This window comes from Cellulomonas biazotea (genome assembly GCF_004306155.1).
Classification (GTDB): Bacteria; Actinomycetota; Actinomycetes; order Actinomycetales; family Cellulomonadaceae; genus Cellulomonas; species Cellulomonas biazotea.
Window position 1 is genome coordinate 1 of record NZ_BIMR01000267.1, and the last position, 15,644, is coordinate 15,644.

Annotated in this window: 10 protein-coding genes; all 10 read right to left on the reverse strand. The window is 75.0% G+C overall.

Going from position 1 to position 15,644, the window contains the following annotated elements:
• Positions 1–422 (reverse strand): dihydroxyacetone kinase phosphoryl donor subunit DhaM (gene dhaM / locus CBZ_RS15870; protein WP_130782467.1); only part of this gene is annotated, 422 nt, incomplete at its 3' end.
• A complete protein-coding gene (dhaL, locus tag CBZ_RS15875; protein WP_130782468.1) occupies positions 419–1,051 on the reverse strand; it encodes a dihydroxyacetone kinase subunit DhaL in 633 nt (210 codons plus the stop codon). The genes dhaL and dhaM, both read right to left, overlap by 4 nt.
• Before the next feature lie 43 nt (positions 1,052–1,094).
• Entirely contained in the window at positions 1,095–2,090 is a 996-nt protein-coding gene (gene dhaK, locus CBZ_RS15880) for a dihydroxyacetone kinase subunit DhaK (RefSeq protein WP_130782469.1), read from the reverse strand.
• Between the two features lie 192 nt (positions 2,091–2,282).
• Positions 2,283–3,668, reverse strand: a complete 1,386-nt coding sequence (locus tag CBZ_RS15885; protein ID WP_130782470.1) for a bifunctional folylpolyglutamate synthase/dihydrofolate synthase — start codon at positions 3,666–3,668, stop codon at positions 2,283–2,285.
• A complete protein-coding gene (ileS, locus tag CBZ_RS15890) occupies positions 3,665–6,949 on the reverse strand; it encodes an isoleucine--tRNA ligase (RefSeq protein ID WP_130782471.1) in 3,285 nt (1,094 codons plus the stop codon). Before ileS ends, CBZ_RS15885 begins: the two co-directional genes overlap by 4 nt.
• Positions 6,950–7,338: 389 nt before the next feature.
• Positions 7,339–9,711 carry a LamG-like jellyroll fold domain-containing protein gene (locus CBZ_RS15895; protein ID WP_130782472.1) on the reverse strand — a complete coding sequence of 791 codons (2,373 nt, stop codon included), beginning with the start codon at positions 9,709–9,711 and terminating at the stop codon, positions 7,339–7,341.
• A 178-nt stretch (positions 9,712–9,889) separates the two neighbouring features.
• Positions 9,890–11,689, reverse strand: a complete 1,800-nt coding sequence (locus CBZ_RS15900; RefSeq protein ID WP_130782473.1) for a glycoside hydrolase family 9 protein — start codon at positions 11,687–11,689, stop codon at positions 9,890–9,892.
• Entirely contained in the window at positions 11,686–13,236 is a 1,551-nt protein-coding gene (locus tag CBZ_RS15905) for an AMP-binding protein (RefSeq protein WP_130782474.1), read from the reverse strand. Before CBZ_RS15905 ends, CBZ_RS15900 begins: the two co-directional genes overlap by 4 nt.
• Positions 13,223–13,867, reverse strand: a complete 645-nt coding sequence (locus CBZ_RS15910; RefSeq protein WP_130782475.1) for a hypothetical protein — start codon at positions 13,865–13,867, stop codon at positions 13,223–13,225. Before CBZ_RS15910 ends, CBZ_RS15905 begins: the two co-directional genes overlap by 14 nt.
• A partial coding sequence (locus tag CBZ_RS15915) for a vWA domain-containing protein (RefSeq protein ID WP_218022795.1) occupies positions 13,848–15,644 on the reverse strand: 1,797 nt, incomplete at its 5' end. The genes CBZ_RS15910 and CBZ_RS15915, both read right to left, overlap by 20 nt.

Genomic DNA, 15,644 nt, shown 5'->3' on the forward strand with positions numbered 1-15,644 from the left:
GCCGCGGACCCCGCGAACGTCGACCCCGCGTGCTCCGCGGCCGCCACGACCGCGGCCAGGTCGCCGCCTCCGTGCGCCGCGACCGCCGCGGCGACCGCCCCCTCGACGAACGGCGCGTCGGCCAGCCGCACCCGCGCGACGTCGTCGGGCTCCGCGAGGTCGAGCACCGACTCCGCGGTCAGCACCGCCGAGCCCAGGTCCGTCAGGACGACCGCCGAGCGCCCGTCGGCCAGCGCCTGCGCGAACGACTGCTCGACCAGGTCGAAGCTCGTGCCCAGACCGCCGTCCGGACCGCCGCCCGCGGCGACCAGCAGCACCCCGGGCGCCATCTGGCCGGCGAGCTCGACGGCCCCCTCGGCGAGCGCGCGCGAGTGCGACACCAGGACCAGCGCGACCCGTGCCGGCGCGCCGGGGACGGTCACGCCGCCGCCTGCGCCGCCGCGACGAGGATGAGCTCGGTCGAGCGCGCACCCGGGTCGAGGTGGCCGGCCGACCGCTCCCCCAGGTAGCTCGCGCGGCCCTTCGTCGCGACGAGCGGGATCGTCGCCTGGGCACCCGCCGCGGCGGCCTTCGCGGCGGCCGCGAGGACCGCCGGCGGCTCCGCACCCTCGTCGGCGGCCGCGACCGCGGCCTCCGTCGCCGGGGTCCACGCGTCGACCATCGTCTTCTCCCCCGTCGTGGCCTTGCCGCGCGCGACGATGCCCTCGAGCGCGGCCTCCAGCAGCGCGACGACGCCGCCGCTGTCGACCTCGCTCGCCGCGGTCGCCTTGGCGGCGCGCAGGAAGGCCGTGCCGTACAGCGGTCCGGCCGCGCCGCCGACCGTCGACATGAGCGTGGTGGCGACGAGCTTGAGCACGTCGCCGATCTGCGCGGGCTGCTCCTCCAGCGCGTCGAGCTTCGCGACCACGGCCTTGAACCCGCGGTTGAGGTTCTCGCCGTGGTCGCCGTCGCCGATCTGCCGGTCGAGCTCGATGAGCTCGTCCCGGTGCTCCGCGACGGTCAGCGCGCAGCCGCGCACCCAGTCGACCGCCCACGCCACGTCAAGCGTCATGCCCACGCTCCCTCGTCGACCCCGTGCTCCGGGCGCCCGCGTCTCACCAACGCAGGGCGGTCGTGTGCACGGGGGCGTCCCACAGGGCGGTCAGCTCGTCGTCCAGCCGCAGCACGGTGACCGACGCGCCCTGCATCTCCAGTGATGTCACGTAGTTGCCGACGAGCGAGCGGGTGACCTCGACCCCGCGCTCGGAGAGCAACGCGCGTGCCCGACGATAGACGACGTACAGCTCGGAGGCGGGCGTGCCGCCCATGCCGTTGACGAACAGCAGCACCTTCTCCCCGCCGGACAGCCCGAGGTCGTCGGCGACGGGCGTCAGCAGCGCCTCGGTGATCTCGTCCGCCCCGGCGAGCGGGATGCGGCGCCGCCCCGGCTCGCCGTGGATGCCGATGCCGATCTCGATCTCGTCCTCGGGCAGGTCGAAGCTCGGCTTGCCCGCGTGCGGCACGGTGCACGCGGTGAGCGCGACGCCCATCGACCGGACGTTCGCGATGACGCGCTCGGCGACCGCGACGACCGCGTCGAGGTCGTCGCCGCGCTCGGCCGCGGCACCCGCGATCTTCTCGACGCACACCGTGCCGGCGACCCCGCGACGGCCCGCGGTGTACAGCGAGTCCTCGACGGCGACGTCGTCGTTGACGACGACCGAGCGCACGGTCACACCCTCCGCCTCGGCGAGCTCGGCACCCGTCTCGAAGTTCAGCACGTCGCCCGTGTAGTTCTTGACGATCGCCAGCACGCCCTTGCCGCCGTCGGCCGCCTGCAGGGCGGGGGCGATCTGGTCGGGCGTGGGCGACGTGAAGACGGCACCCGGGACCGCGGCGTCGAGCATGCCGACGCCGACGAAGCCGGCGTGCAGCGGCTCGTGGCCGCTGCCCCCGCCGCTCACCAGCCCGACCTTCCCGCTGACCGCCCCGCCGGCCCGCGTGACGAACGGCGGGTCGGTGTGCACCTCGACGAGGTCCGCGTGCGCGGCGGCGAAGCCCTCGAGGGACTCCGCCACGACGTCCTGGGGGTCGTTGATGAGCTTCTTCACGCTGACCGTCCCTCCTCCGACGAGGGCGACCGCCCACGTCACGTGCGTCGAGGCGCCGTCGTCCCGACGTACCTCACCCTCTCCGCGGCCCCCGGGTCTGGCAAGGGGAGGACGTGCGTCCAGGTTGCACGTTCGTGCAGCACCCGCCGGCGACGTGGCCTGCGGTCACCCGGACGGGTCCGGCACCGGCGCTCAGGGGCGGCCGAGCAGCACCCGCGCCTCGGCGACGAGCACGATCGACCCGGTGACGAGCACCGCGGCGCCGCGCTCGACCTCGCTCTCCGCGAGCGACGCGGCCCGGTCGACGGCCTCGTCGAGGCGCTCGACGACGTGCACGCGGTCCTCGCCGAACACGTCGACCGCGACCTCCGCGAGCTCGTCGACGTCGAGCGCGCGCGACGACGAGGCGCGGGTGACGACGATCTCGGCGAGCACGGGCTCGAGCACCGAGAGGATGCCCTCGGGGTCCTTGTCCGCCATGACGCCGACGACGCCGACGACCCGCTGGAACGCGAACGCCTCCTCGACGGCCTCGACGAGCGCCTCGACACCTGCGGGGTTGTGCGCCCCGTCGACGATGACCGTGGGGCTGGAGCGCACGACCTCGAGCCGGCCCGGCGACGTGACGTCGGCGAACGCGGCCCCGACGACGTCGCCGTCGAGCGCCGCTCCCCCCGTGAGGAACGCCTCGACGGCGACGAGCGCCAGCAGCGCGTTGTGCGCCTGGAACCCGCCGTGCAGCGGCAGGAACACGTCCGTGTAGACGCCGCCCAGGCCGCGCAGCGTGAGCAGCTGCCCGCCGACCGCGACCTGCCGGTCGACGACCTCGATCTCCACGCCCTCGCGCACGACGCGCGCGCCGCGCTCCGCGGCGGCGGCCAGCACGACGCCCTCGACGTCCTCCTGCTGCCGGGCGAGGACGAGCGTCGCGCCGTCCTTGACGATGCCCGACTTCTCGGACGCGATCTCGACGAGCGTGTCGCCCAGGTAGCGCTCGTGGTCCATCGCGATCGGCGTGACGACCGAGACCTCGCCGTCGACGACGTTCGTCGCGTCCCACCGGCCGCCGAGGCCGACCTCGACCACGGCGACGTCGACGGGGGCGTCCGCGAACGCCGCGAACGCCATGACGGTGAACACCTCGAAGAACGACAGCCGGGGCAGGCCGCGCTCGGCGTTGCGCTGGTCGACGAGGTGCACGTACGGCGCGACGTCCTGCCAGACCTCGACGAACCGCTCGTCGCTGATCGGCTCGCCGTCGATCGCGATCCGCTCCGTGACCCGGGTCAGGTGCGGGCTCGTGAACCGGCCGGTGCGCAGCCCGTGCTCGCGCAGCAGCCGCTCGACCATGCGGCTCGTCGACGTCTTGCCGTTGGTGCCGGTCAGGTGGATGGTCCGGTAGGCGCGCTGCGGGTCGCCCAGCAGCTCGCAGACCTCGCGCACCCGGTCGAGCGTCGGGTCGATGTCGTGCTCCGGGGCGCGCGCGAGGATGCCCTGGTAGACCTCGTCGGCCGCCTCGCGCGCGGCGCGCTCCTGCTCCGCGCGGAGGTGGTCCGCCCCGCCCTTGCCGGCGCTCATGCCTCGTACCCGCCCGCCTCGACGGCCTCGACCTTGACCGCGACCTCGGCACCGGGCGACGGGTTGACCGTCACCCCGACCGCGAGGGTCTCGTGCGCGATGGTGTCGCGGTGCGCCTCGACGGCCGCGACGTGGTCGCGGGGCACGTCGAGCGTGAGCAGGATGCGGTCGCCCACGTGCAGGCCCGCGGCCTTGCGCGCGTCCTGGACCTGCCGCACGACGTCGCGCGCGTAGCCCTCGGCGAGCAGCTCGTCGTCCAGGCCCACGTCGAGGACGACGAACCCGTCGGTCGACAGGACCCCGGCGGCGAGCTCGGTGCCCTCGCGCTGCTCGACGACCGTCGCGACCGTGTACTCGTGCTCCTGCAGGGTCACGTCGCCGTCGTCGGTGCGCACGACGACCCCGTCGGCCGTCTGCTCCCACGCCCCGGCCTTGGCGGCCTTGATGACGGACTGCACCGAGCGGCCGAGCCGCGGCCCGGCGGCGCGGGCGTTCACGGACAGCTGGGCGCTGACGCCCAGGTCGGCGGCGTCGGCGTCGTGCAGGCCGAGCACGCGCACGCCGCGCACGTTGACCTCGGACGCGATGAGGTCGACGAACGGCCCGAACCACTGCGGGTGCGGCACGACGACGCGCAGCTCGCGCAAGGGCTGGCGGACGCGCAGCTGCCGCGCCTTGCGCAGGCCCAGCGTCACGGACACGACCTCCCGCACGCGGTCCATCGCAGCGACGAGCTCGGCCTCCGTGATGTCGGCGCCGACGTCGGTCGCGACGACGTCCGCCGCGGTCGGCCAGTCGGTCAGGTGCACGCTGCGCCCGCCGGTCAGCCCGCGCCAGATCTCCTCGGTGACGAGCGGCGCGAGGGGCGCCATGAGGCGGGTGAGCACCTCGAGCGACGTCCACAGGGTGTCGAACGCCGCCTGGTCCTCGTCCCAGAACCGCTGCCGCTGCGTGCGGACGTACCAGTTGGTCAGCAGGTCGAGGTGGTCGCGGACCGCCTCGCACGCCTCCGCGATGTCGTACGCGTCGAGGTGGCGCGTCACGTCGTCGACCAGCCAGCGCGTGCGGGCGAGCACGTAGCGGTCCATCGTCGCGAGGTCCGCGGCGCGAGTCTCGTCGACGCGCTGCGCCGTGAGCCCCTCCCCGCCGCGCGCGGCGCCCGCGTACAGCGTGAAGAAGTAGTACGTGCTCCACAGCGGCAGCAGCACCTGGCGCACGCCGTCGCGGATGCCCTCCTCGGTGACGACGAGGTTCCCGCCGCGCAGGATCGGGCTCGACATGAGCGACCAGCGCACCGCGTCCGAGCCGTACTTGTCCCACATGAGCACGGGGTCGGGGAAGTTGCGCAGCGACTTGCTGGCCTTGCGGCCGTCGTCGCCCAGCACGATGCCGTGGCACATGACGTTGCGGAACGCCGGGCGGTCGAAGAGTGCCGTCGCCAGGACGTGCAGCGTGTAGAACCAGCCGCGCGTCTGGCCGATGTACTCGACGATGAAGTCGCCCGGGTAGTGGTGCTCGAACCAGTCGGCGTTCTCGAACGGGTAGTGCACCTGCGCGAACGGCATCGACCCCGAGTCGAACCACACGTCGAGGACGTCGGGGATGCGGCGCATGGTCGAGCGCCCCGTGGGGTCGTCCGGGTTCGGGCGCGTCAGCTCGTCGATGAACGGGCGGTGCAGGTCGGGCTCGCCCGCCTCGTTCGTCGGCACGCGGCCGAAGTCCGCCTCGAGCTCCGCGAGCGAGCCGTACACGTCGACGCGCGGGTGCAGCGGGTCGTCGGACACCCACACGGGGATCGGCGTGCCCCAGTAGCGGTTGCGGCTGATCGACCAGTCGCGCGCGCCTGCGAGCCACTTGCCGAACTGCCCGTCGCGGATGTGCTCCGGGGTCCAGGAGATCTCCTGGTTGAGCTCGACCATGCGGTCGCGGAACTCCGAGACGCGCACGAACCACGAGGACACGGCCTTGTAGATCAGCGGGTTCCGGCACCGCCAGCAGTGCGGGTACGAGTGCTCGTAGGTCTCGTGCCGGAGGACGACCGCGCGGTGGGCCGCGTCGACGCGCGCGAGCGGGCCCGTGCCCGCCTTGAGGTCGGCGATGATCGGCTTGTTCGCGTCGAACACCTGCTGGCCGGCGTAGTCGCCGACCTCGGCGGTGAACCGGCCGCGCGAGTCGACCGGCACGACCGGCGCGATCCCCGCGGCGTCGCACGCGACCATGTCGTCCTCGCCGAACGCGGGCGCCAGGTGCACGATGCCCGAGCCGTCCTCGGTCGTCACGAAGTCGGCCGTCAGCACCTGGTGGGCGTGCTCGTGCCCCGCGAAGAAGTCGAACGGAGGCGTGTAGCGACGGCCCGCGAGCTGCGCACCGGTGAGCGTCTCGACGACGGTCGCCTCGCCCAGCTCGCGCTGGTAGGCGGCCAGCCGGGCGGCGGCCAGCACGACGCGCTCCCCCGGGTGCGCCTCGCCGAACGGCGAGCCGGCCGCGGGCTCGGCCACGACGTACTCGACATCGGGGCCGACCGCGATCGCGAGGTTGCTCGGCAGCGTCCACGGCGTCGTCGTCCAGATGAGGGCGAGCTCGCCGGTCTCCAGGCGCAGGCCGACCGTGAGCGCCGGGTCCTGGCGCGACGCGTACACGTCGTCGTCCATGCGCAGCTCGTGGTTCGACAGCGGCGTCTCGTCGACCCAGCAGTACGGCAGGACCCGGTAGCCCTCGTACGCCAGACCCTTGTCGTACAGCCGCTTGAACGCCCAGACGACCGACTCCATGAAGGAGACGTCGAGCGTCTTGTAGTCGCGGTCGAAGTCCACCCAGCGCGCCTGCCGGGTCACGTACTCCCGCCACTCGCCGGTGTACTTGAGCACCGACTCGCGGCACGCCTGGTTGAACTTCGCGATGCCGAGCTCGTCGATCTGCGACTTCTCCGTGATGCCCAGGACGCGCTGCGCCTCGAGCTCGGCAGGCAGGCCGTGCGTGTCCCAGCCGAACCGGCGCTCGACCCGGCGGCCGCGCATCGTCTGGTAGCGCGGGACGACGTCCTTCGCGTACCCCGTGAGCAGGTGGCCGTAGTGCGGCAGGCCGTTGGCGAACGGCGGGCCGTCGTAGAAGACGAACTCCTTGGCGCCGTTCTCGCCCGCGTCGCGCTGGTCGATCGACGCCTGGAACGTCCCGTCGGCGTCCCAGTGCGCGAGGACCTCGCGCTCGAGCCCGGGCAGGTCCGGCGACGCGGGCACGGGCTGGTCGGGGCGGTGCAGCGGGTAGCGCGGTGCGGTGGTCACCGTCGGGTCTCCTGGTCGATCTCGCTCACGGCCACGAGGACGACCACCCCCGGGACGGGGACGACCGCGGTACCACCTCGCTTGCCGGCTCCCCCGGAAGGGGCGTCGACCACTCTGCTGCGGCTGTGACGGGCCTGCCCCGTCCGGTTCTACTGGGGCGGGCCCTCGGGTGGAGGGACCGCCTGTTCTTCCGGAGGCTCACCGGTGATGGCCGGGTCGACGCCTGTGCGCCCGAGTCTAGCGACCCCCGGGCGGGGGACCGCCACCGGAGACCGGCGGGCGGGCCGGCCTCCGGTGGCGGCACCGGCGCACCGGCGCGCCGGCCTTCGGCACGGTCGTCACGGGGAGGGGTCGTGACGACCGTGCCGTCGTCCTTCGCCGGGCTGGGCTCAGGGCGTCGCGAGGGCCGCGACCTCGGACGCGGTGAGCGCCGAGCTCCACACCGACACCTCGTCGACGTCGCCCTGGAACGGCGTGTCCCACCAGTTGACGCCGAGCGCGAACGTGCCCGTCGCCGTCGTCAGGACGTCGGGGAAGCCCGTGCCCGTGTAGGCGGCCTGCCCGTCGACGTAGACGACGACGTCGCCGCCGTCGACCGTGAGCGCCACGTGGCTCCACTCGCCCACCGGGATCTGCGTCCCCGTGCCCGCGTCGTACCACTGCGCGCCGGACCAGACCATCGTGCTCCCGCCGACACCGTCGTGGCCGCGCGGGACGACGCTCACCCAGCTGTTGGCGTCGCGGGCCGCGAAGAACGCCGTCGTGTACGGCGTGAGCACCTGCGGGCGCAGCCACATCGCCGCGGACCACGTCGAGCCCGCGACGAGGCCGTCGGGCAGCCGGACGCCGGACGTGCCGTCGAGGTGCAGCCCCTGGCCGCGCGCGCCGTCGGCGACGTAGGTGACCTGGCCCCCCGCCTGGTCGACCCGCGGGCCGGTCGTCGACGCCGCGGCGTGCGTGCCCGTCGCGTCGGCGAGGGCGCCCTCGAACGACCAGGACCCGACGACGCCGCCCGCGACGCGCTGCAGCACGGTCACGTCGAACGTCGCCGTCCGGGTGACCTTGCCGCCCCGGACCGTCGCGGTGAGCGTGACGTGCGCGTCGCCCGCGCCCGCCTCGGGCCGGGTCACGTCGCCGGTCTCCGAGACCGCGGCCGGGACCGAGGACGACCACGTGATCGTCGTGCCGTGCGTGCCCGTCGTCGGCAGCGTGAGGTCGGCGACGACACCGGACGTGTCGCCCAGGTCGAGGTCGGCCACGACCGCGTCGACGGCCTGCTTCGCCGTCATCGGCGGGACGGGGCTGCCCCACAGCGTGACGCCGTCGCGCGACAGGACGCTGAACGTCACGACCCACCGTGCGAGGTCGGGCTGCCAGGACCGCGTGAAGACCCCGTCGTAGCGGGTGCCGCCGGCGTCGATCCGGACCGTGCTCTTGCCGGTCAGCGACCACTTCCCGGTGATCGAGCCCGACACCTTGCCGTTCGCCGACAGGGTGACGGGGGTCGCGCGGCGCTGGTCGGCCGTGAGCGCCTTGTCGTGCGTGACGAGCGCGTAGTCGCCCGCGACGTCCTTGCGGTCGATCCGGCGGTCGTCACCGCCCGCGTAGCGGTACGGGTCGAGGACGGGCCAGCCCTGCGCGTTCATCCACAGCTGGTGCACGCGGACCTCGTGCTGCTCGCCCTGGCCGGGGAACCGGGAGTGGAACACGAGGAACGTCTCGCCGGTCTCGGGGTCGCGGTACCAGCTGTTGTGGCCGGGCGAGAGGTAGCCCGTGCCGGGGCCCTCGCCGGGGTCGCCGACCTCGCGGGCGAACAGGTGGTTGCCGAGGATCTTCGTGCCGAACGGCTCGATCGACGCGTCGTCGAACAGCGGCTTGGCCGGGTCGGCCTTGACCTGCGCCATGTCGTTGCCGGCGGCGTCGAGGTAGGGGCCGTCGGGGCTCTTCGAGCGCGCGACGCGGACGTTGTACGCGCCGTTCGCGTCGAGGCCGCCGAACGACAGGAAGAGGTAGTAGTAGCGGGTCGTGGCGTCGTACATGACCGTCGGGCCCTCGATGCGGCTGTGGTTGCCGCCCACGAGGTGCGTGCCGTACCCCTGGCCGGCGACCGGCTTCCCCGTGGACGGGTCGAGCTTCAGGATGAAGATGCCGCCCGAGTAGGAGCCGTACACCAGCCACCAGTTGCCCTTGGCGTCGACGAACGCGTCCGGGTCGACCGTGTTGGGGTGCACGCGCGCGTCGTAGATCGCACCGTCGACCGCGTCGGACGGCTGGTCCCACATCCCCGACCTCAGGAAGATCCCCTGGTCGACGTACGGGCCGTCGACGTCGTCGCTGACCGCGATCCCCATCGCCGAGCGGGGCGAGTCGCCCTTGCAGGCGTTGTAGTACATGGCGAACCGGCCGTCGGGCAGCTCGATGACGTCGGCGGCCCAGAGCGTGTCGGTCTGCGCCCACGCGAACGTCTCGGCGAGGTTCGCGCGGACGTCGTCGAACAGCGGGTTGTCCGCGTTCGCGCCGTCCGCGACCTTCTCCCAGTGCAGGAGGTCGTCGGTCTTCGCGGCGGCGAGGTGGCTGCCGAACACCCAGGTCTCGCCGTCCGCGGTGACGACCGACGGGTCGTGCACCGAGACGTCCTGGAAGGTCGGCGGGGGCGGTTCGGCCGGGCGGCGGTGCGCCTGGGCGGCGGGGGCGCTCGTGGCGGCGAGCGCGACGGTGAGGGCGGCGGCCGCGAGGGCGGTGCGCAAGGGGCGACGGGCCATCGGAACTCCTGGTGCGACGTCGGACGCAGGACACGGTGCCCGTCCCGGCGGACGTCGTCCGACCGCGGCGGTGAGCACCGGATCCGGAATCTACAACGTTGTGGGACAGAAGTACATCGTTGTAGGAGAACTGGTCGAACCGCCCGAACTCCCGCCCGGGCCGCGGCGGGCCGATGTGTCAGGCCGGCGCTGCCCCGTCCCCCAGGCCCGCCAGGTACGACGCCACCCACGCGAGCGCCGAGTTCCAGTTGATCGTCATCTCGTTCACGCCGTACGCGCCGATGTCGTCGACGAAGCACCGCTGCGCCGGGCTGCCCGCGAGCGCGGCCGACACCGGGTCCGGGCAGTCGGAGTTCGGACCGCCCGACACCGTGCCGCGGGGCGGGTGCGGCAGGGACGCGTCGAGCTGGTGCGCGTACCAGCGGCTGTGCTGGTTGCGCACGTCACGCGTGCCGTACCCGGTGACGTACGAGACGCCGACGGCGTTGCGGCCGAGCAGGTAGTCGACACCGCCGAGGACGGCGTCGCGGTAGCGCACGTCGCCGGTGATCTCGTGCGCCGCCGCGAGCACCGCGAGGTTGTTGAGCAGCAGCCCGTTGGAGCCCCAGTCGTAGCGGCCCGACGTCGGGACGTACGGGTGGCCGAACGGCTGCGTCGCCTGCTGCGCGACCAGGTCGTCCGCGGCGTCGACGACCGACGTGCGCACCAGCGCGCGCTCGGGCAGCGCGCTCGGGACCGTCGCGAGCTGCAGTCGCGCCCACGCCGCCACGTGGTTCCAGTCGAAGCCCTCCGGGCGGAACGCGGGCGACGTGCCGCCCAGCCGGTACGGGTTCGCGCGCAGGTCCGCGGCGAACCGGTCCTCCCCCGTCGTCAGGTACAGCTCGGTCGCGGCCCACAGGCGGTCGTCGTCGACGTCCGTGTCGTCGTACGGGCCGCTGCCCGCGTTCGCCAGCGTGTTCGTGTCCGGCGCCAGCAGGACCGGGTGCGTCGACGCCGCGTCGTACGCGGCGCGCGCGGCCGTCAGCAGCCGCTCCGCGAAGTCCGCGTCGTGCGGCGCGAACAGGCGCGACCCCTGGGCCGCGACCGCCGCGAGGTTGAGCGTCGCCGCGGTCGAGGGCCGGTGCAGGAAGCGCGGCTGCGGGTCGTCCGCCGGGAGCATCGGCAGCGGCACCCAGCGCTCGTCGGACACCTTGTGGTGCACCAGGCCCGCGAAGGGCTCGCCGTCCGGGACGACCATGCGCAGCATCCAGTCGAGCTCCCAGCGGACCTCGTCGAGCACGTCCGGGACCCCGTTGCCGCGCTCGGGCACCCGCAGCGAGCCGTCGCCCAGGGGGTCCGCGTCCGCCGCGTCAGCGCCGCGCGTGCGCAGCGTCCGCTCGTACAGGCCGAGCAGCTGCGCGACCGCGATGCCGCCGTTGACCACGTACTTGCCCTGGTCGCCCGCGTCGTACCAGCCGCCCGTCACGTCCAGCGCGTAGCCGCCCGTCCAACCGTCGTACAGGTCGACGCCCTCGGCCGTCGTCGCGTGGCCCGCCGGCAGGCACGGCACCGCGCCGTCGCCACCGTTCGGCGCCACGTCGACGTGCCCCGCCGCGCGCCCGTACCCCTCGCCGAGCAGCGCCTCGTCGATCGCGACGCCGCTGCGCTGGCCGTAGAACACCACGAGTGCGTCGACGCGCAGGCCGTCGTACAGGTCGGCGCCGATCGCGAACGGGTCGCTGGTCGCACCGTCCGCCTCGAGCACGTACCCCGCACCCGGCTCGCGCACCGCGTCGAACGTCACGACGTGCACGTCCACGCCCGCCGACGGGTCGTGGCCCCGCGGCACGGACTCCCCCGCCGCGACCACCGCGTCGCCGCGCAGCAGCCGCCACGGCACCGGGCCCGTCGCGTCGGTCACGAGCGTGGCCGCCTTCGGCCCGTGCGTGAGGTACCCCACCTGGTTGACGCGCACGCGGGGTGCGTCGAGGTCGGTCATGGACGGTCCTTCCCGGACGTCGGAGGGCGAGAGGGGGCGGTCGGCGGTGGTGCCGCGGCCGAGCGGAAGCGGCGCGGCTTGCCCGGCCCGAGCGCCGCCGCGTCGCGGACCACCTGCACGTCCACCGGACGGCCGAGCCAGCGGGCGACGGCGTCCGCCGCCGCACGGGCCGTCGTCTCCGGCTCGACGCCGAGCCCCACGAGCGGCAGGGCGCGCAGACGCACGTCGCCCGCGGCGTCCTGGTCGAGCTCCCAGGCGGCCAGGCCGTACGCCTGGAGCAGCTGCGTCGCGTCGATCGACGACGACGCCCGCCCGTCCGCCGCGACGAACGCCACCGGCGCCCGCCCCTGCAGGCCGACGAGCACCGTGCCGCGCGCGTCGCGGACCAGCGCGGCCGTGTCGCCCGTGCGGTAGCGCAGCAGCGGCAGGTACGGGTTCTCGTCGACCGTCACGACGACCTCGCCGCGCTCCCCGTCCGGGACCGGCCGACCCGCGTCGTCCAGCACCTCCACCCACACCCGGCGCGGCACGACGACGTGGCCGTCGCCGTCCGACGACACCGCGACAGGCCCTGTCTCGCGCAGGCCGTACAGGTCGAGCACCGGGCAGCCCCACGTGCGGCGGACCGCGTCGCGCACCGCGGGCGGCAGGTCCGTCGCACCGTTGACGACCGCGACCGGGTGCAGCGCCAGGCCGTCCGCCGCGAGGTCCAGCAGCCGCAGCAGCGGAAGCGTCGACGTGCTGAGCACCTGCGGGTCCGCGGCGGCCAGGTACCGCTCACGGTCGCCGTCCGCCCGCCACACCGACGGGTGCAGGTTGACGCGCGCCATCACGGGGGCGGGGTCGTCCGGGCCACGCCCGAACGCCGTCATCGCCGAGACGTACGTGAACGACGCGCGCTGGTCGACGACGTTCGCCAGGCCCAGCCGCGCCGGGTCCGGACGCCAGTCGCCGCCCGCCGCCGCGACGAGGTGCTGCAGCAGCACGAGGTCTGCCGCGACCGACACCGGGTGCAGCGGCACCAGCAGCGCGGCGCCCGTGTGACCCGAGCTGCTGCCCTCCAGGACCCGGTCGAGCGGCACGTCCAGCGGGACGTGCGCCGCCGCGTCGGCGAGGTCGGCGCGGCTCGTCGTCGGCAGGTCGCGCAGCGGGGTCGTCGGGCCGCTGCGACCCTCACGGGCGGCCCGGCGCCAGCGCGGGACCGTCCGGTGGACCCGGGCGACGAGGTCGGCGACCCAGGCGGGCTCGTCCGGCGGACCGGCGGCCGGTTCCGTGGTGAGCCGGGACGCGGCGTCCGCGAGCGCGTCGAGGTCGTCGGGTCGCAGGCGGTCGCCCGTCGCGTGCACCCAGACGGGCGCCGACCGGTGCTCGCGCCAGCCGTCGACACGTGCGAGCCCCGCGGCGTCGAGCGTCGGCCAGCGCTCGGCGTCGGTGAGCGCGACCGAGCCCATCGGGGCGTACTCGTCGAGCGCCGGGTCGGGCACCAGGACGGTCAGGTCGGGCGTCGGGTCCGGGGGCGTCCCCGGGGTGCCGTCAGTAGTTCGCATACTGGGCCGCTGCCTCCTTCGCGCGCTGCTCCGCGAGGACCCGCGCGAGCTCCTCGGCCCGTGCGCGCTCGACCGCGAGCGCCGCGGTGACCTTGCCCTGGTACGCCGAGCTCACCGTGAGCCAGCGGTCGTCGGCCGTCGCGGCCGACTCCCCCGCGGGCAGGACGCCGCCGAGCCGGCACACGGCGCGCGCGAGCTCCTCACGGGCCGTCTCGTCCCGGACCCAGTCGCGGTCCGCTCGCTGCCCGGCGAGCACGCGCTGCACGCCCTCGACGAGGCGCAGGAACCACGCCGTCCGGCCGCCCGCCGCCGCGGTCGCCGCCTGCACGCCCGGGGCGGTGGTGAGCGCCGGGTCGGCCACGAGCCAGCACAGCAGGCCGACGAGCGCGCGGCGCGACGCGACGCCGTCGGCCGTGCCCTGCAGGTCGGCGTCGAGGGCCCGCAGCGACGCCCGGTCGAGGACCGCGCCGTCGAGGCCCGCCGCGACGTCGGCGACGAGCGCGGACGTCCCGACGGCCGGCTCGAACAGGTCGGGCGGGGCGAGCGCGAGGCGGTGCACGAGCGCGGCGACCGGCGGGCCGTCGGGCTCGCCGCCGGTCACGCGCTCCAGGTCATCGGGACGCCGGTCCACGGTCACCTCCCCAGGTGCTCGCCGCCATGCGGCGGACGAACGTCAGCAGGTCCTCGTCGGTGCGCACCGCGTGCACGGCGTACCCCGCGGCCTTCGGCTCGAACGCGGCGGCCCAGTCGGGCGGGACCTGGAGCACGAGCGTCCCGCCGCCCTCCGCGGCCTCGAGCGCGTCGTGCGCGGTCGGGTCGAGCGTGGTCGGCGGGTAGCCGTCGCCGAACATCGTCGTGACGCCGTCGTCGGAGATCACGGCGATGTGCGCGGGGCCGTGCCGGGTCGGCGGCGCCCCCGTGCGGGGGTCGCCCAGGTGCGTGCGGCGCAGGAGTGCACGCGGGAACGCCGTCGACCCGCCGAAGTAGGCGACGATCGCGCGCAGCACCGCGTCGGTGTCCCGGGTGAACCCGTCGGTGCCGGCGACCTGCTGCGGTCCGCTCCACGTCGTGGCCTGGACGCGGGCCCCGGCGCGCAGCGCGGACAGCGCGAGGACGGCACCGGCGAGCGCGACCGGCGCGCGCGTGCGGCTCGGGTCCGGCATCGAGCCGGACGAGTCGAGGTACAGGTCGAGGTCGACGGGCCGGGTCTCGACGTCCTGCTCCGGGTCGTCGAGGTAGGCGCGGCGGACCGTCGTCATGCCGGGCACGACGACCGGCGACGCCGTGACCGTGCCCGCCCAGTCGACGCTGGACAGGTCGTCGCCGACCTCCCACGGCTCGAGCCCGGCGATCAGCTCGTCGCTCGGTCGCGGGCGCTCGCGGGTGGGGAACGGCACCAGGTGACGCGCCGCGTTCTCGCGGTACCAGGCCACGGCGACGTCCTGCCGGGTCGATCCCGACCCCAGCGCGGCGAGGACGGCGTGCAGCGCCGCGGGCTCGAGCGTGCTGCCGGCCGCCGCACCGGCCGGCGACGAGGGGGCGCCCGCAGCGGCTTCCACGGCACCGGCGCCGACGACGCGCGGGTCGAGCGACGGGTGCACGACGGGCGCCGCGAGCGTCGGGTCGGTCGCGACGCCGAACGGCACGGACCCGTCGTCGCCGTCGGGGCCCCCGCACGCGACGAGCCGCACCGTGCCCGTACGGGCCTCCTCGTCGCGGAGCTGGTCGTCGGGCACGGTCGTGCGCACGAGCGACGCGAACCCCGCGGCACCCGCGACCGGGTCGCGCGCGTAGGCGCGCACGAGCCGCGCACACAGCATCGCCGGGGCGTCCGGCGTCGGGTGCTCGCCGACGAGCGTCCCGCGCGGCAGGCCCCAGAGGATCTCGTCGGTGCGCAGCACCAGCAGCATGAGCACGTCGTCGGCGCGCGGCGGCCCGACGGCGGCGGACAGCGCGGCACGGTCGACCCCCGCCTGGCGCTGCAGGCGGTCGTTGATGAGCAGGTCGCACCACAGGTTCGCGACGAGCCCCACGAGGTGGTCCATGTCGACCAGGCCCGCACGGACGCGCGCCGCGATCCGCACGTGCGACGCCCGGTCCACGGGTGCGAGCAGGTGGTGGCCGATCTCGTGCGCGAGGACGGCGAGCGCGTGGTCCTCGATGCCGCGCTCGCGCACGACCGTGAGGTCGACGTGCACCTCGACGTCCTCGACCGAGTACCAGGCCCACGACGGCATCCCGCAGGGCTCGGTGTGCAGGACCGGGGCGTGCACGCGGGTCGTCCGGCCCCAGGCGCCGAGCGCGGCGGGCCACGTCGAGCGCCAGCGGGCCTCGACCTCGGCGAGCGCGGCGGCGTCGGCGGGCGACACCGGCGGCGCGGGCGGTCGGCGAGGCGCGGCCGGTGTGGC